At 49.6% G+C, this 21,286-nt stretch carries 19 protein-coding genes; 1 reads left to right on the top strand and 18 read right to left on the bottom strand.

Annotation, left to right across the window (positions count from 1 at the left end; translation table 11 throughout):
• Window positions 1–330 precede the first annotated feature (330 nt).
• The 3 genes from hrpA to astE all read right to left on the bottom strand — a co-directional run bounded on the left by hrpA (window position 331) and on the right by astE (window position 7,418).
• A complete protein-coding gene (gene hrpA, locus C1H71_RS03250; protein ID WP_130105293.1) occupies window positions 331–4,239 on the bottom strand; it encodes an ATP-dependent RNA helicase HrpA in 3,909 nt (1,302 codons plus the stop codon).
• A 246-nt stretch (window positions 4,240–4,485) separates the two neighbouring features.
• Window positions 4,486–6,267: a DUF885 domain-containing protein gene (locus C1H71_RS03245; protein WP_130105292.1), complete on the bottom strand. Its 1,782-nt coding sequence runs from the start codon at window positions 6,265–6,267 to the stop codon at window positions 4,486–4,488.
• 158 nt (window positions 6,268–6,425) lie between these two features.
• Window positions 6,426–7,418 (bottom strand): succinylglutamate desuccinylase, encoded by a 993-nt coding sequence (astE, locus tag C1H71_RS03240; protein WP_130105291.1) that lies wholly within the window; start codon window positions 7,416–7,418, stop codon window positions 6,426–6,428.
• 547 nt (window positions 7,419–7,965) lie between these two features.
• On the opposite strand from astE, the gene argJ reads away from it, so the two are divergent.
• Window positions 7,966–9,195 carry a bifunctional glutamate N-acetyltransferase/amino-acid acetyltransferase ArgJ gene (gene argJ, locus C1H71_RS03235; protein WP_130105290.1) on the top strand — a complete coding sequence of 410 codons (1,230 nt, stop codon included), beginning with the start codon at window positions 7,966–7,968 and terminating at the stop codon, window positions 9,193–9,195.
• Window positions 9,196–9,421: 226 nt separating this feature from the next.
• On the opposite strand, the gene C1H71_RS03230 is transcribed toward argJ, so the two are convergent.
• The 15 genes from C1H71_RS03230 to C1H71_RS03155 form a co-directional block, all read right to left on the bottom strand.
• Entirely contained in the window at window positions 9,422–9,958 is a 537-nt protein-coding gene (locus C1H71_RS03230) for a type II secretion system protein (protein WP_262488380.1), read from the bottom strand.
• Complete coding sequence (locus tag C1H71_RS03225) at window positions 9,930–10,301, bottom strand: type II secretion system protein (RefSeq protein ID WP_130105289.1); 372 nt, start codon at window positions 10,299–10,301, stop codon at window positions 9,930–9,932. The genes C1H71_RS03230 and C1H71_RS03225 overlap by 29 nt, the downstream gene beginning before the upstream one ends.
• A 29-nt stretch (window positions 10,302–10,330) precedes the next feature.
• Window positions 10,331–10,825: a type II secretion system protein gene (locus C1H71_RS03220; protein WP_130105288.1), complete on the bottom strand. Its 495-nt coding sequence runs from the start codon at window positions 10,823–10,825 to the stop codon at window positions 10,331–10,333.
• 2 nt (window positions 10,826–10,827) lie between these two features.
• Window positions 10,828–12,774 (bottom strand): secretin N-terminal domain-containing protein, encoded by a 1,947-nt coding sequence (locus C1H71_RS03215; RefSeq protein ID WP_130105287.1) that lies wholly within the window; start codon window positions 12,772–12,774, stop codon window positions 10,828–10,830.
• A gap of 96 nt (window positions 12,775–12,870) precedes the next feature.
• The gene (locus C1H71_RS03210; protein WP_130105286.1) at window positions 12,871–13,053 is read right to left on the bottom strand and encodes a hypothetical protein; all 183 of its coding nucleotides are present in this window, start codon (window positions 13,051–13,053) and stop codon (window positions 12,871–12,873) included.
• The gene (locus C1H71_RS03205; RefSeq protein ID WP_130105285.1) at window positions 13,047–13,394 is read right to left on the bottom strand and encodes a hypothetical protein; all 348 of its coding nucleotides are present in this window, start codon (window positions 13,392–13,394) and stop codon (window positions 13,047–13,049) included. The genes C1H71_RS03210 and C1H71_RS03205 overlap by 7 nt, the downstream gene beginning before the upstream one ends.
• A 172-nt stretch (window positions 13,395–13,566) precedes the next feature.
• Window positions 13,567–14,112 (bottom strand): type 4a pilus biogenesis protein PilO, encoded by a 546-nt coding sequence (gene pilO, locus C1H71_RS03200; protein WP_262488431.1) that lies wholly within the window; start codon window positions 14,110–14,112, stop codon window positions 13,567–13,569.
• 2 nt (window positions 14,113–14,114) lie between these two features.
• Window positions 14,115–14,639, bottom strand: a complete 525-nt coding sequence (locus C1H71_RS20555) for a hypothetical protein (RefSeq protein WP_188053552.1) — start codon at window positions 14,637–14,639, stop codon at window positions 14,115–14,117.
• Window positions 14,636–15,418 carry a hypothetical protein gene (locus C1H71_RS03185; RefSeq protein WP_130105281.1) on the bottom strand — a complete coding sequence of 261 codons (783 nt, stop codon included), beginning with the start codon at window positions 15,416–15,418 and terminating at the stop codon, window positions 14,636–14,638. Before C1H71_RS03185 ends, C1H71_RS20555 begins: the two co-directional genes overlap by 4 nt.
• A 125-nt stretch (window positions 15,419–15,543) precedes the next feature.
• A complete protein-coding gene (locus tag C1H71_RS03180) occupies window positions 15,544–17,250 on the bottom strand; it encodes a GspE/PulE family protein (protein WP_130105280.1) in 1,707 nt (568 codons plus the stop codon).
• Window positions 17,247–18,419, bottom strand: coding sequence for a type II secretion system F family protein (locus tag C1H71_RS03175; RefSeq protein WP_130105279.1), 1,173 nt, complete (start codon window positions 18,417–18,419; stop codon window positions 17,247–17,249). Before C1H71_RS03175 ends, C1H71_RS03180 begins: the two co-directional genes overlap by 4 nt.
• Window positions 18,420–18,508: 89 nt before the next feature.
• Window positions 18,509–18,925 carry a type II secretion system major pseudopilin GspG gene (gspG, locus tag C1H71_RS03170; RefSeq protein WP_130105278.1) on the bottom strand — a complete coding sequence of 139 codons (417 nt, stop codon included), beginning with the start codon at window positions 18,923–18,925 and terminating at the stop codon, window positions 18,509–18,511.
• A gap of 269 nt (window positions 18,926–19,194) precedes the next feature.
• Window positions 19,195–19,698: a M48 family metallopeptidase gene (locus C1H71_RS03165; RefSeq protein ID WP_130105277.1), complete on the bottom strand. Its 504-nt coding sequence runs from the start codon at window positions 19,696–19,698 to the stop codon at window positions 19,195–19,197.
• Complete coding sequence (locus C1H71_RS03160; RefSeq protein WP_130105276.1) at window positions 19,699–20,136, bottom strand: hypothetical protein; 438 nt, start codon at window positions 20,134–20,136, stop codon at window positions 19,699–19,701. It abuts the gene before it with no gap.
• A complete protein-coding gene (locus C1H71_RS03155) occupies window positions 20,133–21,062 on the bottom strand; it encodes a Nudix family hydrolase (protein ID WP_130105275.1) in 930 nt (309 codons plus the stop codon). The genes C1H71_RS03160 and C1H71_RS03155 overlap by 4 nt, the downstream gene beginning before the upstream one ends.
• Window positions 21,063–21,286 lie beyond the last annotated feature (224 nt).

Here is a 21,286-nt window from a genome sequence, read left to right as displayed (position 1 = left end):
AGAAAGATAAAAAAGTATAATGTAATATACTTGTATTTATGTAATATCCACTACATAAGATTGATTGCAATTTATTCCGGCAATAATCAGCTGAATAATTTTAAGGCAGAAACCTTTAATAATAGTAAAGGCACAGGCGTTAATTGACTGGTCGCAAAATGTGATTTTTGATTTGGCTAACAATACTTTAACGGGCTTATATACTCGTACTGAAAAATATACAAAGCTGAGTGTGTGCGGAGGGGTTTATCTCAATAGCATTAAATGCTCTAAAATATTTTAATTAAATAGATAAAAAATACCCCGATTTGATTCACCGGGGTGTTTTTTTTAACGCCGTGTTAAATCCTCAAATACCTTGCTCAAGCGCTTCACCGATACTGGATAAGGCGTTTTTAGCTCTTGTGCAAATAGCCCAACGCGTAGCTCTTCGATCATCCAGCGAAATGGGGCGAGTGGGGCGGTGTCGCGGCCTTCTTTTTCCCATTTGAGCATTTCTGCTTCCCAGCGCTTATACAGCTCGTTGATTTCTGCGCCGCGCTGGCCGTCTCTTTGCGGGTTGGCAACGCGTTTTTCAGCGCGGATGCGCATGGCTTTTACATAGATGGGCAAGCGTGGTAATTGCTCCCACGGTGTTTGCTGCAAAAAGCCTTTGAAAACCAGCTGGCCAAGCAGCTCGTTCATGCTGTTGGCAAAGGGCGAGGGTTTGGCCAGCAGCTTATTGAGCGCCACGTATTCGTTGGTTAGCTCGGCCAAGATGCGCATGACCGCGTCGCGTACCGAAGGCAGGCGCACTTTGGCGCGCGATTTCTGCCCTTCAAAGTCTTTGGGCTTACGTGGTGGCTCATCTTCACCAATAAAGGCGCGGTCGCAAATGGTGGCGACCACGTCTTCCATTAATTCATCGCCATTGCATACTCCGCGTAATTGCAGCGCTAGCGGGTTGAAGGTTGGCAGTGATTTAGGCAGCTGTTTAACATGGTCTTTTAGTTCAAATTTAAGTAAGCAAATCACGCCACTGCGGTGTGCGATGCTCGCTGCAAATTCTGTATCAAATAGGCGAATCGCCACGGCATCTTCTTCCGGCACAAGGCCGGGGAAGCCAGTAATCGGGCGGCCTTGGCGCTTAAAGTTGATCTTAGCGGGCAGCTCGCCAAAATCCCATTTGATGATGCCGGTTTTTTCGATGCTAACGCTATCATCGGCGGCATCGCGAAAAGTCATTTGCGCGGCTTCGCCCAGCTGGGCGCGCAGTGCGATCAGGTCGCGGCCTTGAGCCAGCTCTTGCCCTGCATCATCCACAATTCTGAAGTTCATTTGCAGATGCGTTGGCAAATCCTTGGGATTAAACTCATCCGCTGGCACGATCAGCCCCGCGCCACGGCCTACGGCCTGCGCCAGTTGCGGTAATAAGGGTTCAGAGCGCGAAGCCTGATCCAGCGCAATCAGCATTTTGGTGGCAAATTCTGGCACCGGCACACAAATACGGCGGATAGATTTAGGCAAAGACTTAATCAGTAGGGTGATTTTTTCGCGAATCATGCCCGGCACTAGCCAGTCAAAAATAGCGTGGTTCACGCGGTTTAACAGGTGCAAGGGCAGGGTAATGGTCACGCCATCTAGCGGGTGAGCGGGCTCAAAGCGGTAAGAGAGCGGCAGTTTTGCGTCGTTCAGGCGGAAAAATTCTGGGAATTGTTCTTCCGTCACCGCATCTGCGCCATGCTGCATTAAATCGTCGCGGCTTAAGAATAAATGCTGCGGATTATCCCTCTCGATCTGCTTACGCCATGCCTCAAAACCAGCGCCATTGACGATATCTGCGGGAATCTTTGCGTCAAAAAATGCAAACAGCGCGTCATCATCCACCAGCACATCCTGACGGCGGGCTTTGTGTTCTAAATCCTGCACATCCAGAATGAGTTCTTTATTGTGCTCAAAGAATTTGGCGCGGCTGTTGTAGTTAAAGCGTACCAGCGCTTCGCGGATAAAAATCTCCCGTGCGGCCACTGGATCGATCTTGCCAAAATGCACGCGGCGTTTGGGCACAATTGGCAGGCCATACAGGGTAACGCGCTCGCTGGCGTTGACTTGAGCCGAGGTTTTTTCCCAGTGCGGATCAAAATAATGGCGGTTAACCAGATGGCCAGCAATGCGCTCTACCCACTCTGGCTCAATGGCAGCTACGCAGCGGCCATAGATTTTGGATGTTTCCACAATCTCGGCGGCGATAATCCATTTGGGGCGTGCTTTTTTCAGGCCAGAGCCTGGGAAAATATTAAATTTAATCCCGCGCGCGCCAAGGTATTCGTCGTTTTCCGGCTGTTTAAAGCCGATATTGCCGAGTAAGCCTGTCATCAGGGCTTTAAGGATTTGCTCCGGCGTGCCTGGCGTTTCGTTCAGCCTTAAATCCATATCTTGGCAAATTTCGGCCAGCTGCCTGTGCAGATCACGCCATTCACGTAAGCGTAGATAAGATAAAAAGTGCTCGTGGCAGAGGTTAATCAGCTGACGATTACTGGTTTTATTATCCAGCGCCTCGCTAAAGAATTCCCACATGCGCAGGAAAGATAAAAAGTCGGATTTATCTTCCACAAACTTAGCTTGTGCGCGGGTAGCGGCTTCTTTTGCGTCAAAAGGGCGCTCGCGCGGATCTTGTGCCGATAGCGCCGAGGCAATAATCAGGATTTCTGCCAAGCATTGTTCATCGCGGCCAGCCAGCAGCATACGGCCTATGCGTGGGTCGACCGGCAGGCGGGCGAGCTGCTTGCCGATAGGCGTAAGCTGATCTTCGCTATCCACCGCACCCAGCTCACGCAGCTGCTGATAACCATCGCTGACCAAGCGGCTGGATGGCGCTTCTAAGAAAGGAAAGTTATCGATATGGCCCAGTTTTAGCGCAGCCATACGCAAGATAACCGCAGCTAAAGACGAGCGAACGATTTCTGGATCGGTAAATTCAGAGCGGTTATTAAAGTCAGCTTCATCATAAAGACGCACGCAAATACCGGAAGCCACCCGGCCGCAACGCCCAGAGCGCTGGCGGGCTGAGGCTTGGGATATTTTCTCAACCAGTAATTGTTCGACCTTGGCGCGCGGCGAATAGCGTTTAATCCGCGCATGGCCAGAATCAACCACATAGCGGATGCCCGGTACGGTGAGCGAGGTTTCGGCCACGTTGGTGCCCAGGATAATGCGGCGGCCAGTGCTAGTGGAGCGGAAAATCCGCTGCTGATCTTCGTTTGAAAGCCGTGCAAATAGCGGCAGAATTTCGGCGTCTCTTAGCTTGGCTTTGCGCAGCTCTTCGGCGGTTTCACGAATCTCGCGCTCGCCTGGCAAAAACACCAGCACATCACCACTACCATCGGTACGCCATAGGCCTTCAATGGCTTGCACAATGGCTTCTTCCATTTCTAGTTCTTGATCGTCTTCATCAATGGCGTGTAATGGCTGATAGCGCACTTCCACCGGGAAGGTGCGGCCAGAGACTTCCATGACAGGTGCACCAGCAAAATGCTGACTAAAGCGATCGGCATCGATGGTGGCGGAGGTAACGATCACTTTCAGCTCGGGGCGCTTTGGCAGCAGCTGCTTGATATAGCCGAGTAAGAAATCGATATTCAGGCTGCGCTCGTGCGCCTCGTCGATAATAATCGTGTCGTATTTTAAGAGATAAGGATCAGATAACGTTTCCGCCAGCAAAATCCCGTCGGTCATCAGCTTGATATAGCTGGCGTCAGTCGTTTTATCGGTAAAGCGCACCTTAAAACCAACGGCATTTTCAGATTTTAATTCCTGCCCGATGCGCGTTGCCACCGATCTGGCGGCAAGGCGGCGCGGTTGGGTGTGGCCAATCAAGCCATGCACGCCACGGCCCAGCTCCAGACAAATCTTCGGTAACTGCGTGGTTTTACCCGAGCCGGTTTCACCGCACACAATCACCACCTGATGCTTGGCAATCGCCTCAGATAGCTCGTCTTTACGCTGATTAACCGGCAGGTTTTCATCGAATTCCGGGTGGGGCAGGCGGCTTCTGCGCTGCTCGCTTTTGGCCAGCGATTTGGCAATGCCCGCTTCCAGCTCGCGCAATTCTTTATCACAAGGCTGCTGCTTGGCTTGCCGCTGGTTGACGCGGTGCAACAGGCGCTCCAGATTGCCTCTGTCGGTTAATTGCGCGTCGGCAATTTGCTGAAGGTAGTTTTGCTCTGAAATAGGACTAGAGGCGCTGCCGGTGGCTGTCATTAGCTGCTGTCGAATACGTGAAAGGCAGCGATTTTAACATGCAGCAGCGATGAAGGCAGATCTAAGGGAGGATGGCTGCTTTGTGCCGTATGCACAATTGGGGATGAGTGTTTTTGTTATGAACAAAAGTAGATGCTTTGTTTATGCTTGGGGCTGTTTTCTAAGCGCTGCGCTTGCGCACCGGCTGCGGTGCGCAAGAGTCTATTTTTGCGCTTTACATATTGCTGCTTAGTTGGCGCTTAGTGATTACAAGCGTGCAGGCACAAATTCCTGAATGACGGCCTCACGTAAAATACGCCCCGGCACCAAGCCTTGCGATAGTACAAAATCATTAAAGGCGCGGCGTTCGAATTTTTTGCGCAGGGCGATTTCGGCGATTTGGCGGGTTTCCATCAGCTGTTGATAGCCGTAAAAGTAGGATGTTGCTTGGCCTGGGGAGCGGAAGGTATAGCGCTGCACTTCTTGGGTGGCCATGGCTTCGGATAGGCCAACTTCTTCCATCAAAAAGGTTTTGGCTCCTTCCGCTGGCATCTGTCCTAAATTCACCATGGGGTCTAAAAAGGCGCGAGCGGCTCGCAGCATGCGGTGCTGCAGGGCAAACAATTGGCCGTCCATAGGTTCAAAAGGCTGCATTTCGGCTTCGGCATATAAGGCCCAGCCTTCCACATTGGTGCTATTAAAGGCAAATACGGCCCTTGCGGTGGAAACGCCTGTTTCGATCATTTTGGCGAATTGCAATTCATGGCCTGGCCTTGCTTCATGTGCGGTCAGCGTCCAAGTGCCCGCTTGATGGGTAAAATCATCAAAGTGCAACGTTTTGCTGGATGCACCTGCAGTAAGCCCCGTGGTTAATACAAACTCTCCATATTCTCCGGTATTGCCAATTAGGCGGGGCGGGTTCATATGTGGTGCAGGTTGGTTGGCATTTTCTGCATCGCTGGCTAGGCGAATAACGGCTTTACGATCAGGCAGCGTTACAATTTGCTGTTGTTTAATAATGGTTTCAATTTGCCCGAGGATGTCACTATATTTGGAAATGACATTTTCTTTGGGGATTTGTGTTTTCTTTAATTCACGAATCACCGCGCGATAATCCGCATCAGCAAAGTGATGTTCTTTGGCTACAATTCCTGCACTAATGGTCATTTGATTACGAATTTCAGCAAATGAGGTGAGCGCTTTAGATATTAATTCTTCTGGCGAGATATCAACACCAAACTCGCGTAGATTATTGGCATAGACTTCGGCGGGCAATTTATGATCATTGCGCGCTAGCGGTAATACTTCTTTTGCTATGAGCTGATTATAAGTGATGAGTTGTTGCTCTAATATCGCCCAGCTGGTTTCCCAGCCTTTTATTTCACTTTTAGCCAGCATGTCTTTGATGCCCGCTAAATAGACTGGCCCATCGCTTAAAGCCTGCTCAACATCGCCTTTAAAAGGCCTAATCAATTGTGGATTGGCTTTTAATCGCTCGTGCATTCGGTCTGCGGCTAAAACTGTGATGGGTTTAAAGTCTTTATGCTGGCCCGCATATTTATTTAAGCGTACTAGTAAAGCCTGCTGGCGTGATTTTGGCACTCTTGGATCTAAGGTTTGCTGGACTACATTTGAAATTAAACCCGTTAAGTCAATAAAGGGCAGGAAGTATTCTCGGTTTAAATTTTCTTGGCGTAAAAAGTTTTCGGCACTATTGATTAATATTTTCAGGTCTTGTTTATTTTTTTGATTTGTTTCTTGCTTTAAGCGTTGTTGTAATTGCAAGATAATGCTACGGGTATCTGCTGTCTTGCTATTAAACCAATCTTGGGATAAATCAGTAATTTGCTCGTCTAAACCATCTACACCTAAATTGCCAGCGTTTTCCGGTGAGTATTTGCTCATTAATTGCAGTAGCAATTTGGCATCGTTATTACTTTGCTTAATCCACGTTTGATCGGCAGCTTGGGCAGAAAATGAATGGATTAAAAGGGCGCAGATCAGACTGATTTGTGCAAGCTTGCCTGGGCGGGGTAATGACTTTTGCATGATTGATACTCACTTTGGGTTGAAAGTCAGTTTTGTGTCAGTATGTCAGTGGAGTATCAATGGTTTTATGCGGTGGGTCAATTGCGGGAAGCTGGCTTGGCGATTCTTGGCATTGTAAATGGGTGTGCAAGAGCGCTACTTGCACACCTTAAGCATTTTTAGTTGTTTACTTCCACCACCATCAGCCCCGCTCTAACCCCTGGCTTTACTTTTGGGTTAGGGAAGACGATGCGTTCCTCGCCGTGGCTGACGATGTATTCATAGCCTTGGTCGGTGGCGATCAGCGTGCCCTTAGGGTAGGCGGTGAAGTTGGCTACGTCGCTGGGTAGATTAAGCACAAAGTCTTCGCTGTGCTTTTCTAATTGCGCTACGACTTTAAAGGTTTTGTAGGGTTGGGCAGCCGTGGTGGGCTCGGTGCCTGCCACCATGGCGCGCATGAGGGCGTTGATGCCGGCAAATTCGGCTAACTGGTTTTGCCCAAAGGGCTGTACTTTGCCCAGTTCTAAAGTCACCGATTCTGCACTGTGGTGCTGGCTGGAGTGATAAGCAAATGTGCCCGCTGGGGCGTGATTAATCAGCAGCGCGCCTAAATCACAACGCTCTAGCAGACTCAGTAAATAGGCATCGTAAGGGCGGCTTTGGTAAGGCAGCAAGCCAAAGCGGCTAAAGCTGGAGGGGCGAATTGCGGTGTGTAGGTCGAGGTGATATTTCTTGCCACTTGCAGCATCAAAAAACTGCGCTATCGCCTCTTCGATATTGGCGGCTCGTTGTGCTTCTGGGCTATCTGGCAGTTTTTGGTGGCGATGATCAAAGAGGCGGTTCAGATCATCTTGCAGATAGCGGCAGTTTTGGCGCATGGCCGCAACATTGCCCAGCAACATCAGCAAGCGCACTGCCAGTGGTTGCTCGCCAGTGGCGATATTTTGGACTAGCGTGTTGAGTAGCTCGATAGGCGCGGTTTCATTGCCGTGTATGCCCGCAGAGAGCACTAAGCTTTGATCACTGCCGTGCTGCGGTACAAATTCTAAAATGCCATCCCCTAAATAGTGCCAATGCACCCCATTGGTAAGCTGGCCTTTTACGATATCAATGGGATGATGGCTCAGGGTAAAGCTTAAAAAATCGGCAAGAACAGGGTGGGTATGCGGCATTTGGAATCCTATTTATAAAGCCCAAATTAAAGGGTAAACCCAAAACTTGAAGTAGGTGAAAATAAACTGCAGTTTGTCTGTGAACAATATATTAAATAGCGGATACGATGCACAAGGATTATTAGCTCACGAACAATATTTGAATACACGATAAATAAGCACTGCCTATGCGTGATGGATTTGTATGTGCTTAATGAAATTGATTAAGCCAACCCATTTTTTCTCTGTGATATTCCGCGTTCTTGAGTGATTCAATATTTGGTTTTTTGTTGTGTAACACTAGCAGCCTGTCGGACTTAAGACTGATCTACTACGGAAAAGCCAGATTTGGCCATATTTCATGCATTTTCTCGTTGAATAGCCAGCTATTCGCCTCAAAAACCCGCAAAATCTGTCTCAAACCGGTCTTTCCCTCGCTACGATCGCTTAAGTCCGACAGGCTGCTAGTCATGGGCTGTTTTTTCGGCCATTTGCAGCTGGTGGCTAAAGCCAGTGAGGCGAGTGTGCTTTACAATCATGCTTTTTGTTTTATTTGGAGATTTAAGACATGCCCGTTAATCTGCCCACGCTTGATCCTAGCCAGCTTTATCCTGTTGCCGGAGTGGCGCTTGGTATCGCCTCGGCAGGCGTTAAAACGGTTGGCCGAAAAGATGTGTTGGTCATGCGATTAGCCAAGGGCAGCCGTGCTGCTGGGGTGTTTACGCTGAATAAATTTTGCGCCGCACCGGTGCGTATTTGCCGCAGCCATTTAGCGGAAGGCGGCGAGATCCGCGCACTGGTGGTGAATACCGGTAACGCCAATGCGGGCACGGGGCTAGATGGGTTTGAGCGCGCCAAAGAAATCTGTTTTGCGCTTGCTGAGCGTTTGGATATTAACCCTGCCCAAGTACTGCCTTTTTCGACTGGGGTGATTTTAGAGCCCTTACCCGCAGGCAAAATTATTGCGGCGCTGGATGCGGCGATTGGCGATCTAAAACCTAGCAATTGGTTTGAAGCTGCCAACGCGATTATGACTACCGATGTTGCCCCTAAAGCTGCGAGCAAAAAAATTGTATTAAACGGTAAAACGGTTACCCTAACCGGCATTAGCAAGGGGGCGGGGATGATCCATCCGAATATGGCGACCATGCTGGGCTATTTGGCGACAGATGCTGTGGTATCGCAAAACATGCTGCAAGAGCTGGTGGCATGGTCTGCAGATCGCTCGTTTAACTCGATCACGGTGGATGGTGACACCAGCACTAACGATAGCTTTATCCTGATCGCCACCGGCCAAGCGGGTAATACAGAAATCACCGATAGCACGAGCGCCGATTTTGCCACGCTGCGCGATGCGGTGTTAGACATCAGCCAAACGCTGGCCAAGGCGATTATTCGTGATGGCGAAGGCGCCACCAAATTTATCACCATCAATGTAGAAGGCGGTATTGATCGCGCCGAGTGCAAAGCCGTTGGCTATGCAATTGGCAGATCGCCCTTGGTTAAAACGGCTTTCTTTGCCTCAGACCCAAATTTGGGCCGCATTCTGTGCGCGATTGGTTATTCAGAAGTACCCAATTTAGACGTGGATACGTTAGAAGTGTGGTTGGATGACGTGCTGGTTGCCAAAGACGGTGGCCGCTATGTGGGATATAAGGAAGAAGACGGCCAACGCGTGCTTAAGCAATCTGAAATCAGCATCACGGTAAAACTAAATCGTGGCACTGAGGCCGCAACGATTTGGACCTGCGATTTTTCTTATGATTACGTAAAAATCAATGCGGATTATCGTAGCTGATTGATTGCATGGCCGGGGTAAGCTGAGCTTGCCCCGCTCAAGTCACAACATCTCTGCGATCTTGAAATGGCGCTAAATATAGGGCCACAGAGATAATGAGAGCACAAAGGGCACAGAGAAATGCTCAAAACAAGGTTTAGTCACCTTTGTGACATTCCCTGAACTCAGTGTTCTTTGTGGTTCAATGTTTGGGTTTTTACTGCCTAAGCTCTGCTATAAATTGTGACTACTTTTTCAGTGCTTTGCCATTAGGCCAGTGGGCAAATTTCCAGTCTTGATAGCTATTTTGGTCGGCAAAACCAGCAAAATCGCTAGGGAAGAGTCGCTGTTTAAGGGGTTTGCCTAGGGCCTTGCTATACACCCCCATAAAACCGCCGCCAGGAGCGGAGATATACTGCCAATCCTCGCCGGTGAGGGGGTCTTTATACGCTTTGCGGATAAAGCGCCGCGGGCTGGGGCTGCGGGGGTCGAGTACCAGCTCTTCTAATGATTTAGGGTATTGCGTGCCTTGCATTTGGTTCTGTTCGGTATAGAGCTTAATCCCTCGGCGGATTTCCGCGCCTACGCGTAGCAGCTCTGTTTCTTTGGCCCGCTGGGCGCGGTTTTGCCAAGCCTCACCCACCTGTGCCAAATAGATTCCCATAATCAGTACCGCCATTAGGGCCCAAGCGTAAGCAAAGCCCGCTTCTTGCTTGCTGCCAAGCTTTGCCCTTGCCGCGCTCTTGAGCGGTGTTTTACCAGCTATTGTAAGCGGAGCCATCATTGCCGTTTCCCTCCGCACCACTTTTTACGTCATACACGCCGCTGGCGTTTGTTGGGGCAACCACCTGCCAACTATCATTTTTGCTGGTGATTGGGTCCATAGGCATTTCGCGTAGGTATTTCTGGCTAACTAACTCCGCAATATCGCTGGGGTAGCGGCCAGAATCGGCATAAAACTTATCGATGGCATCCCGCATGGCGACTAAATTATGTTTGAGTACCGTTTCACTGGCGCGCTCGGTTTGATGAAAATAGCGCGGCACCACTAGCGTGAGTAGGCTGGCCATAATGGCAAGTACAACGAGCAGCTCAATCAGGGTGAAACCAAATACTGTTTTTTTCATAAATAGCCTTGTTGGCTTGAGCAATATATTTACCACTTTTTATACGCCTCGCCATTTAAGCCTATGCCGCTGCTTAAGGAGTAAACATCAAACACATCTCGGCCTGATTGTGGTGAATCGGGCGGGCTGGTGTAGCTACGTAGCCCCCAGGTTTTTTCATCGGTGCTGCTTGGGCAGTCACAAAATGGGTCTCGGGGCAGGCGGCGCAAAAAGTAAATCATTTTGCCATTTGGATCTTTGGCATCTTTTACGCCTTCGGTTAATACCGCCAGATTAGGAGGATAGCCCGATTCATCGAGCGACTTTTTGATCTGCCCATCGTCTGCCGCTTGTTTGTAGGCATCAAGCCCGCTGCGAATTTGCCAAAGCGCACGGCGCAGATCTTCTTCTCTTTGACGAGTCGCCGTAATTTGCGCGAGTGGCATGGCGACAGTGGCTAAAACCGCCAAAATAGTCAGCGTAACCATCAGCTCGATCAAGGTAAAACCCTGATTAAACCTGCGGCGGAGCGCGCTTGCTAGCATCTTTAACGGCGTCCCATACCGTTGCCACGTGCAGGCAGCGGGGTGGCGTCAGGTGCGGGCGGCGTGGATTTAGGTACAAATTCCTCGCTTTGGTTTGGCACGGGCACTGGAGCTGGTGTGGGTTGGGCCATCATCATTTGTGGTACTGGCATTACGAGGCTGCCGTTGGTATTACTGTTGATTTTAATTGTAGAGCTGGTGCGCAGGCGCAGAGGGCGGATGCTGATTGCGCCTTCGGTGCCGCTATCAAAGGTGGTGATATGAGGTGATGGAATCGCCAAATTACGCACCACTCTTGGTGTAATCAGCAAAATCAACTCGGTTTTTTTATTGTCGTCTTTTTTTGTGCCAAAGATCCGGTTGAGTATGGGCAGTTCACCCAGTCCTGGTATGGCATTGCCGCTGGTTTGATCGGTACGTGATAAGAGGCCCGCTAAAACCTGCGTTTCACCATCTCTGGCGCTGAGCGTGGTGCTGGCGTTGCGCGTGCCAACGGTATAGGCCGTGCTACCCAATGTGGTTTTTGCAGAGCTAATAATATTGGATACGTCCAGCGATACTTTGACGCTGATATCGTTATCAATAGAGAGGGTGGGTTCTACATTTAAGGTCAGACCCACATCCATATAGGTGATGGATTCAGTCGTTACATTATTATTGGTGACGGTGCTGACGACGGGTACACGGTCACCAATTTGTACCTTGGCTTTTTCACGATTTTTAACCCGAATTTTTGGGTTGGCCAGAATATTGGTATTGCCTTTATTGTGGGTAAAATTGGCGCCGATGGCGGGATCGGTAAAACTAACTAACACATCGCTTTTATTCAAATTACTTAGTTTATTTAAATCAAGGGTACTCTTACCGGAGGCCGAGCTTAAGCCACCATTGAGACCCACAGAGGCTGAAAGTGATTGCGGATACTCTATCCCCAGATTGAGCAGATCGGTACTGCTGACCTCCAGGATTTCCACTTCCAGCACAATTTCTGATTGTGGCAAATCTTGGGCTGCAATGAGCCGTTCGGCCACGGCGATAGCCTCGGGCGTATCCCGCATGATCAACATGGATAAACGCTCGTCGATATACACGTCTTTGGTTTTAACCATTTGCTTAATCATCGCCAATGCCTGCTTTGGATCGGCATTGGATAAATAAAAAGTGCGCATCACCAAATCTTTGTAATCACGATCTTTATCTGGGCGCTTTGGATAAATTAAAATGGTGTTTTCATTTAATACTTTTTTATCCAATTGATTGGTGGTCAATATTAAATTGATCACGTCTTCAACGCTGCTATCGTGCGCATAAATGGTGGTGCGTAAATTAGGTGCTACATCGCGGTCAAAAATAAAATTAACTTTACCAATACGCGAAATAATATCGAATACGCTGCTAATGCTTTGGTCTTTAAATTGCAAAGAAATTGGGTTTTTTAAAGATTGAGCTAGGCCTGGGCGCAGCGTGGCTTCGCGGGTCTTACGGCTTTCTACTTCATCGCGAAGCCTAAGTGCATGCGGATTTCTTGGGTTGTCATTTAAGATTTGCGCCAGTACATCGATTGCTTCGTCAGGTTTGCTTTCTTTGATTTCTCGCACATATTTCAGCATGGCGTCTTGCTGCGCCGCGATCTCAGTTAATTTAAGGCCTTCTTGCGCACGGTAATTGCCTAGTTCGTGTGAGAGCATTTGCTTATAGCGGTTGGTGGCCAGCTCAATATCGCCACGCGCACGGGCATTGTCGGCTTCTCTTAGTAATAGATTGAGTGTGCTGTCTAACTGGAGCTGATAGCTGGTACGCAGCTTAATATCGTCAGGATAAAGTTTAGATTTTTCTTTTAAAAATTGTAATCCTTGCTCTACTTCGCCTTGATAAATCAAGGATTCTCCCTGCTTGCGGGCCATGTCGGCAGCGCAGCCTGTCAGCAGGCTGGCCGCGATAATAGTCATGCTAAATGCGCGCTTCAAGGTGTAGCTCCCCAAGACAAAACCTGCTGTGTGCAGCAGAGAAATTATAAGTAATTGAATACCGGCTAAATACGCGCTTCAAGGCGTCGCCCCAAGAGGAAGCACCTGCTGCTGATTCAGCGGCAGGAAAGTAAAAACAATTTGCTGGCGGCTGACCTGATCGACGCGCCAAGTACCCAGTAAAGTTTCGCCTTTTTGCACCCGCCCAAGCGCATTGCAGCTTTGGCAAACCACCATCTGCTGGCCATTGGCTTCTAGCACCACATAATCAGTACTGCCTTCATGCCAAGTTGAAACCACTTGAAAGGGCAAAGGCGGCGCGATGGGGGGGGCGTTGGCGTGGGCTTAGGCGTTGGCGTGGGTTTAGGCGGCGGCGGCGGTGGTGGCTGCCAAGTTTGCACAGGAAATAAATTCATTGCCACGCTGCTGGCCGTTGAAGCCACCACTGCTTGAGCCACCGCCGATGTCTGAGCCGCACTGGCTGCCGTTGCACGCTGCTGACGGCGCTCGTGGCTTTCTTCGGGCTGGTTATCTTGCCATGCCACGTAAAGAGTGAGCAGCGCGGTGATGGCGGCAATAATTTGTAAAGGGCGCGAAATCATCAGCGGCGTCCTTGTTGTATTGCTAGGCTGGGCAGGGTTTGTTTGCCCACGCGGCGTGTGTGTTCAGGCAAAAGGTAAAGCGCTTTGCCCACCCTATAGATTGCAGCCAAAAGAGATGGGTTGGGCTCTGGCACGGATTGCCCACGAGACGTCATTACTGGCGAGTGCAGGATCATTGTTGCACCTTACTCAGATAAGACATTTGCACCTCTAGGCTAAGCAGGGCTTCGCCAATTTGCTGGCGGGTGAGGCTAAGATTTTCTATTCTTACTCCCGGCATTTTTTCTAGCTCAGCAATAAATTGCTGTACATCTGGGTAAGCCCCGCTGGCAGGAAACTGCAAGCTGTAGCGCAGTAGCTCGCCATTGATTTCAGGCGTAGCTTTGTAATCACTTTGTTGCAGTTCAATATGTTTTTGCTCCGCTAGCGCATTGAGCTTAAGTAAAAACGCGGTAAATTCGCTGGATTTTGGTAGGCGTTCGGCCACATTGCTGGCTTGATATGCATTTGAGGCCGTTGTTGTGGCGATCTTCAGCTTACGTGCCGCTTCGCTCAGTGTGCTTTCGCGTAGGGTTAAGTCTTTTTGCAGTGGCTTAAGCTTTTGTAGGTATAAAGCACCGGCAAAGAGCATCAACACCAGCCCCGCTATCGCTAGAATCCCCGTGTATTGCCGCCACTGGCGCAGATACCAGTGGCCGAGTTGTAAGAGTCGCTGCATATTCACTGACGCAGCTCCCATGTGATGTCTAAATTAACTTGTACTGGGCGAAACGGATCGCTGACCCGCATATTGTGTCTGGATAAAGACACCGCTTTGACTCCCTTGGTGCTGCCCAGCCGGTCGATCAGCGCTAAAGCGTCGGCCAGTGTTTTTGCTTCCAAATCCAGCTTGACCAGATGCTCGGCGCTGGCCAGCTCGATACGGGTGTAAGCCACGCTCGGTAGCCAAGTTTGCTCTAGCACCGCTAATACTGGGCCAATAGCCTGTTGCTGTGCTTGTTGTGCGGCCTGCACTTTGGCATTGGTTGGCGCTTCTTTTTGCTCCTTATTGCGGGCTTCGTCGATACGGCGGCGATTCCAGCTGATTTCATCTTCTTGGCTATCTAGCTGTTGATGCATTTGCTCAGCAATCTCCAGCCGAGTCATTACCCATAACAGCGCAATCACCGCCGCCACTACCATCGCCAGACCCAACCAAGGGGTTGAGTTGGGTCGCTTATGAAAATCGAGTTGCACGGGCTTCATGCGCTAGCCCATTCGGTAAATAAAGGATGCACTGAACCAAGGTAGGCCACCTCGCAGCCCAGTAGGCTGAGTCTGGCCAGCGAATGCGCCGATGAGCTGATATAGATTTGTGTGGGTAGCGAAACTTGGGCCAGCATGGCTGCTTGGCGCAGCAGTGCCGCCATGCCGCCATCGTGTAGCGCTTCACTGTCTTGATTGATCGGCAGGCTGATGACGCCTTGCCATGCTTCATTTTGCCAAAAAGCGCAGCAGAGGCTATCGTTTTCTGTCACCACCAAGGCAAACTCAGTAGCAATAAGCTGACGGCGATATTGCGCAATCACACTACTTAATAAGGGCTGCACGCTTTGTAGACGGGTTTTATTGTTTTTGGCTAGCTCAAGCACGATCTGATAAATCGATTCATCCATAGCGCAGGCAAGGCGGCTCTGGCCAAAGCCTGCTGGGTTGATGCATACCCGCCAGCCATCGGCATTGCTGCCAAATTGTTGTGCAAAAATAAGTCGTGCGTAAGCCTGCCAATCGTCAGGCTGATATAAACCATCCTGCCAAGGCAACACGCCATATCGCACCCAGTCGCCGCTTAACAGTACATTGAGTGTACTTATGCTGCTGGCCGGGCGGGCAGCTAGCAGCTGCTGCAGACTCAGTGCAGCAGACTGGCTATCAATGTCTTGTGACAGCCATTGTTTGTCGGCTTTTTGTAAGCGGGGCTGGCTGGCCAGAGTTAGCTTATTCCCCGCTAGCCAGGCGCTATGCTCAATCCATAAAGGAGACACGATTTATTTCCTGCAAATTGTCTGAGCTGCCATTTATAAAAAAAACTGTAGGTAAGTGGTAAAAAGCTCATAGGTAAAACGCTGTTTTTTCTGTGGCTTAAGGTGAGGGGTTTAATGCATAACCCTTAATCCACAAACGTCACGCGGTTAATTTCTTGCAAAGTGGTTTCGCCGCAGGCTACTACGTTCATTGCTTGCCTGCGCATGGACAAAAAGCCAAAGCGGGCGGCGAGTTGCTTGAGTTCTACGGCGGGTGCGCGGCTGGCGATGGCTTGTTTTAACTCATCGTTTAGCCTTAAAACTTCAGCAATAGCCTTACGCCCTTGGTAGCCGGTATTGCGGCAGGCCTTACAGCCCAACCCTTTACGAAATGTCCAGCTGCTGACCATTTCCCTGTTTAATCCTGAAGCGGCCAGCAGCTCATCATCGGGTGTGTCGTCCACCACGCAGTGCAGGCATACTTTTCTAATCAGCCGTTGCGCCACCACGCCAATAAGCGCGTCAACAAAGCTATTGGGCTCTACGCCCATATGGATAAAGCGATCCAGCACCGAAAACACATTATTGGCGTGTACCGAAGTGAGTACTAAGTGGCCGGTCAGTGCCGCCTGCACGGCGATATTGGCCGTTTCGCCATCGCGAATCTCACCCACCAAAATCTTATCTGGGTCGTGCCGCAGTACCGAGCGCAGGCCACGGGCAAAGCTCAGGCCTTTTTTATCATTAACGGGAATTTGTAAAACGCCGGGTAGCTGGTATTCCACGGGGTCTTCAATGGTGATGATCTTTTCTTCGCCCGTATTTATTTCAGAAAGCGTGGCGTAAAGTGTGGTGGATTTACCTGAGCCAGTAGGCCCTGTTACCAGCAGCAAGCCGTAAGGCTCGCGTGCTAGGCTGCGGATGCGGCTCATGGTGCCGTCGTCAAAACCCAAAACATCTAGCCTGAGCTGCTTAAAGGCATCACCGCCATTTTGCTTATCTAATACCCGCAGCACCGCATCTTCACCATAAATAGACGGCATGATGGAAACGCGAAAATCCACTTCGCGGCCATTAATCCGCGCCTTAAACCGGCCATCTTGCGGCACGCGCCGCTCAGAAATATCTAGATCGGCTAGCACTTTAATCCGTGAGATCACTTGTTCGGCGTTTTCTAGGCCATTGGCCCCGCCAATATGCAGCAACACCCCATCGATACGGTATTTAATGGTTAGCCCGCTGGGGGTGCTTTCCATATGAATATCAGAAGCTTTAGCTTTTAGCGCGTCGTAAAGCGTGGAGTTAACCAGCTTTACAACGGGTTTATTGTCGCTGGCTAAGCTTGCCAGTGAGATTTCAACAATCCCATCTTGGCTGACTTCACTCAGCTCACCCGCCCCAAGCTGATCCATAGCGCGGTGTGAGGTTTCAAAATGATCTAAGTAAGTACGCAGCGCCTGATGATGGGCAAATGCTGTTTGATAGCTGACAGAAATTCTTTGGCGCAATGCATTGCGCAATGCCATATCAAACGGATCACCCAGCACTAGCCACAGGCCGTCGCTGCCTTCTAATAGCAAGCTCTGCTTGGCCACCGCCTCACCGTAAGGCAGTAAGTCGTAACGCGGGCTGAGCGCACTGATGGCGTCATCGCTTAAAAAGGGCAGCCCTAGAAAGTGGCTTAGCTGATCGCCGTAATCCGCATCGCTTAGATTAAGTAGCTGCTGTAAGCGTGCACCAAGGCTGCTTTGGCTGGCTTCGCTGCGCAGGGTTTGGATCAGCTCTAGGCTAAGCTTAGGCAAAGCGATTGTGGTCTCCCCTGCAAAGGCAGGTGTGTATTTGACATCTGTCATTGCATATTTCCAGCCAGCTCAAAAATCGGCATATACAGCAGAAACACGATTCCGCCGATCAGTACCCCAATAATCAGCATCAGAATTGGTTCAAAAAGCCGAGTAAACATATCGATGGCGCGTTCTAACTCTTCATCACAAAACTGCGCGCTGCGCTCGCACATGGTGGCTAATTCGCCGCTTTGCTCCCCCACCCGTAGTAAGCGCTCTGACACTGGAGTAGTCAGCTGATAGCGGGGCAGGGCTTGGGAGAGGGCTTGGCCAGATTTCACATCGACTAGGGCTTGCTGTAAGCCGAGCTGCATTTTTAGCGGCAATAATTGCGCCGCCAGCTCCATAGCATGCACCACCGAAATCCCCCCGGCCAGTAGCAGGCCCACGGTGCGGTAAAAGCGAGTCAGTGAAAATAAACGCCGGTATTGCTCTAAGCGTGGCAAGCGCCAAAATGCTTCCCGCAGCACACTTTTTGCCGCATCGGTACGTAGTAAAAACACGGCCAGCAGCACGCTTAGCACCATGCCTGCAAACATCATCAAGCCGTGTTGATGCACCAGATCGCCCCACCACAACATGACTTGTGCGGCAAAGGGCAGGTTTTTCATGGAGGCATAGATTTGGCTGAATTTTGGAATCACATAAAACAGCAAAAACAGCATAATGCCGCCACCAATACCAATTACCACCAAAGGGTAAATCACCGCCGCAATCACTTTCTTTTTAACCGCAGCCAGCCTAGATTCGTAATGGTGATAGCGGCCTAATGCATCGGCTAGGTGGCCAGTTTTTTCGGCAGAGCTAACGGTGGCGATATATAAAGGCGGGAAATATTGGCTCATTTGCGCCAAAACTTTTGATAATGGTAAGCCTTGATAAAGCCCTTCTATCATGCGGCTTAATACATCTCCATTGGTGTCTTGCGCACTTTTTTCTTTGAGTGTTTCAACTGCTTCTACCAGCGTCAGGCCTGCTTGTAAGAGTGCAATCAGCTCTTGAGTAAACAAAGATAGGCCAAATTCTTTGCGTGACATGGCAAACTGCTTGAGCGGCTTTGCAGACAATAACTGGCGGCCTTCTGCCGTCAGTTTGTCTTTTAGCTCGCTTTCATTAGCAGCATCCATCTCAAGCTGTAACAGCTTGCCTGCCTGCAAGGCTTTAACGGTGTAGCGCATGGGAGCTTTTAGATTGGCTTATTAAGGCGGGTTAAACCCACCTTGGATAAAGGGAAGATCAGCAAAGCGAGTGGTACCCGCCCGATCATTTAATAACTGACATCCGTATCTTCACCCGTACCACCGGCCTTGCCGTCCGCACCATAGCTTAGTAAGTCATAGTCGCGGCCATTTTCACCCGGCTTATTATAAACGTAAGGCCTATCCCAAGGATCTGCTGGTACGTCTTTCATCAGATATGGGCCTTGCCATTTAGGCTCGTCAGCTGGTTTTTTGGTCAGTACATTGATCCCTTGCTCAGTGCTTGGGTAGTGGCCGGTATCTAGGCGGTAATGATCCAGCGCATCGGCGATCGATTTCATCTGGCTTGCCGCAGTCTTGGTCTTGGCTTTGCCCACTTCACCAAATAGTTTGGGCCCAACGTAACTTGCAAGGAGGGCAATAATAAGCAAAACAACCAGTAATTCCAGCAGCGTGAAACCGCTAGAGAGGCGATGATTTTTCATTTTTTGGTCTCTTCCCGTGAAGGCTAGCAGGCGCTGCCTTTCATCTTCTGTTCCCGCATCCTAATACGCGCCTTATTACCGGATCAAGCCTTTTTCACGGCTTTTGCATAGATGAAAAAATACCTAGGCTGTGCTGCGGCGTTTGAAAGGGGTGAAGTTAGGCCTCGATAGGGAGTGGGAGTTGTAGCATTTAGCGGGTTTTATGTTTTTAAGCTGCAGTTAAAATAGCCACTCTGGTAAGAAAAATTGTAAAGGTGGCTGAAAGCGAATCAAAATAATTTCCCATATCGATCAACTTGCGTCAAATACAGGCGCAAATCAAATTCTAGCTGATGATATTGTGGCTCCATATGCTCACACAATTTATAAAACGCTTTGTCGTGCTCTTTTTCTTTTAAATGGGCTAGCTCGTGCACGACAATCATTTTTAAAAAATCGATAGGCACCTCTTTAAACATCGAAGCAATGCGGATTTCGTGCTTTGTTTTGAGCTTGCTGCCTTGCACGCGGGATATGGTGGTGTGCAGGCCCAGCGCATGGTTAATGACATGAATTTTGCTATCAAACGCAATTTTGCTGATTGGATCGGTTTTGCGCAGATGATCGTTTTTGATGTTTAGTACATAGTCATATAAAGCTTTGTCGGTTTTAATATCGTGTGCGGTTGGGTATTTTTTTAAAATTACCTCGGCAAGCTGATTGCTATCCAATAGTTGCTGTACTTTGGCTTGAATTGCGGCGGGGTAGGCGGCTAAGTATTTGAGTTGATTCATTTATATTTTTTCAGAAACAGTGCTGATATCAATACGATGGCCATCTATTTCTAATTTTAATAGCCAGTCTTGTCGTTTGTTGGTGCAAATAGGCAGGGCGGTTTGAGCATGCCAATGTTGCTGATCGTTTGATAGTAAGCGATAGCGGTTGGGGCCCATTTCCATACCTTGCATTTGCCAACTGGCGTGAATTTGCTTGGCTTTGCCCTCTACTTGTAATTGCACGGGTTTGTTGGCATTAAGCGGTGCTTGGCTGTTTACTTTGTAGCTTTGCCCTTCAAAATTAAAGGTACAGCCCTCACTAAATACTGGGCAATTAAGCCGTGCTTCTGGCTCATTATCTGGCGTAAACCAGCCAAATTTATTGCCAAGTACCGCTAAGATCAAAGCCAACACAATCACGTGCCCGACGATGATTTTAATTATCCACGTTTTCATACCCACGCTGCACGCATGATCGCTACGCCGTGTGCACCGTGTTCTTGTGCTAGGGCGATATCGTTTTTGCTCATTCCGCCTAAGGCGTACACCGGCAAGGGCCAGCCCAGTGCCAGTAGCGCGCTAAAATTAGCCCAGCCTAATGCGCTTTGATCAGGATGAGAAGGCGTGTCACACACATGGCCGAGCAGGGCGTAATCAAGGCCGAGTTGGCTGGCTGCAGCAAGCTCAGCGGCATTGTGGGTGGAAGCGCCTACCCAATCTAAGTGCGGGCGTTGCTGGAGCGCCAGCAAGCTGCGGGCGGGCAGATGCACACCGTCGGCATTGAGCTGGGTGGCTAAATCAATGGCATCGTGTAGCAAAACGCGGGTGTGTTGGCCGCGTGCAACGGCCAGTACACGCTCGGCTAGGCCGCGATATTGGTCTTGATTGAGCTGAGGCTCGCGCAAAATTAGCCAACTGGGTTTGTTTTGCTTAAGGCGGGCCAAAAATACGTCTTCGCCTAATTCGGCCACATTTGATAGCGTCATCACATTGGCTAGGGCTAGGCCGCGCAAAATAGGGCCATTGGCAGGCAAAATGGGTGAAACATTCAGCTTACCTGGTTGCTGCCAAGCGAACTCTTGCCCCTCATGCGCGGTGATTTCGCCTTGCCATGCCGTTACTCTAAAAAAGGAAAGACGGACACTGGCGTGTGGGTAATCAAAGCTTTGCACAATCCATGGCGTGGCCGCGGTGACTTCAATGCCCATCTCTTCGATTAATTCGCGTTTTAATGCCGTGATCTCGCTCTCGCCACTTTCTAGCTTGCCACCTGGAAACTCCCAATAGCCCGCGTAGGGCTTGCCTATGGGGCGGCTGCCAAGCAAAAACGAGCCATCGGCGCGCAGTAAAATACCTGCTGCAACATGAGTAATTTTGCGCATAAATCTTTGAATTCACAGAAGAGGCGGGCATTTTACCGTATTTGTGAGCGGGCGGCGTGTTACGTGAATACTGGGGCTTGGGGCTACGCCGCACTGATACGGCCAATCGTGGCGTAAATTAGAATTTTATTATTTAGCAATTTCTGTCATAAAAACACGTATATCATATCGGCGCTTTATCAGATCAATTGCAATATCAGGAAGAATCTGGTTAAAAATACTTC

The sequence above is a fragment of the Iodobacter fluviatilis genome (assembly GCF_004194535.1).
GTDB classification, from domain to species: domain Bacteria; phylum Pseudomonadota; class Gammaproteobacteria; order Burkholderiales; family Chitinibacteraceae; genus Iodobacter; species Iodobacter fluviatilis_A.
This window is presented reverse-complemented; position numbering and strand designations above follow the sequence as displayed.

Excerpts from the sequence above, each read along its gene's own strand:
- hrpA (WP_130105293.1), bottom strand. The coding sequence starts at position 4,239 with ATGACAGCCACCGGCAGCGCCTCTAGTCCTATTTCAGAGCAAAACTAC.
- C1H71_RS03245 (WP_130105292.1), bottom strand. The coding sequence starts at position 6,267 with ATGCAAAAGTCATTACCCCGCCCAGGCAAGCTTGCACAAATCAGTCTG.
- astE (WP_130105291.1), bottom strand. The coding sequence starts at position 7,418 with ATGCCGCATACCCACCCTGTTCTTGCCGATTTTTTAAGCTTTACCCTG.
- argJ (WP_130105290.1), top strand. The coding sequence starts at position 7,966 with ATGCCCGTTAATCTGCCCACGCTTGATCCTAGCCAGCTTTATCCTGTT.
- C1H71_RS03230 (WP_262488380.1), bottom strand. The coding sequence starts at position 9,958 with ATGATGGCTCCGCTTACAATAGCTGGTAAAACACCGCTCAAGAGCGCG.
- C1H71_RS03225 (WP_130105289.1), bottom strand. The coding sequence starts at position 10,301 with ATGAAAAAAACAGTATTTGGTTTCACCCTGATTGAGCTGCTCGTTGTA.
- C1H71_RS03220 (WP_130105288.1), bottom strand. The coding sequence starts at position 10,825 with ATGCTAGCAAGCGCGCTCCGCCGCAGGTTTAATCAGGGTTTTACCTTG.
- C1H71_RS03215 (WP_130105287.1), bottom strand. The coding sequence starts at position 12,774 with ATGACTATTATCGCGGCCAGCCTGCTGACAGGCTGCGCTGCCGACATG.
- C1H71_RS03205 (WP_130105285.1), bottom strand. The coding sequence starts at position 13,394 with ATGATTTCGCGCCCTTTACAAATTATTGCCGCCATCACCGCGCTGCTC.
- pilO (WP_262488431.1), bottom strand. The coding sequence starts at position 14,112 with ATGCAGCGACTCTTACAACTCGGCCACTGGTATCTGCGCCAGTGGCGG.
- C1H71_RS20555 (WP_188053552.1), bottom strand. The coding sequence starts at position 14,639 with ATGAAGCCCGTGCAACTCGATTTTCATAAGCGACCCAACTCAACCCCT.
- C1H71_RS03180 (WP_130105280.1), bottom strand. The coding sequence starts at position 17,250 with ATGACAGATGTCAAATACACACCTGCCTTTGCAGGGGAGACCACAATC.
- C1H71_RS03175 (WP_130105279.1), bottom strand. The coding sequence starts at position 18,419 with ATGCGCTACACCGTTAAAGCCTTGCAGGCAGGCAAGCTGTTACAGCTT.
- gspG (WP_130105278.1), bottom strand. The coding sequence starts at position 18,925 with ATGAAAAATCATCGCCTCTCTAGCGGTTTCACGCTGCTGGAATTACTG.
- C1H71_RS03165 (WP_130105277.1), bottom strand. The coding sequence starts at position 19,698 with ATGAATCAACTCAAATACTTAGCCGCCTACCCCGCCGCAATTCAAGCC.
- C1H71_RS03160 (WP_130105276.1), bottom strand. The coding sequence starts at position 20,136 with ATGAAAACGTGGATAATTAAAATCATCGTCGGGCACGTGATTGTGTTG.
- C1H71_RS03155 (WP_130105275.1), bottom strand. The coding sequence starts at position 21,062 with ATGCGCAAAATTACTCATGTTGCAGCAGGTATTTTACTGCGCGCCGAT.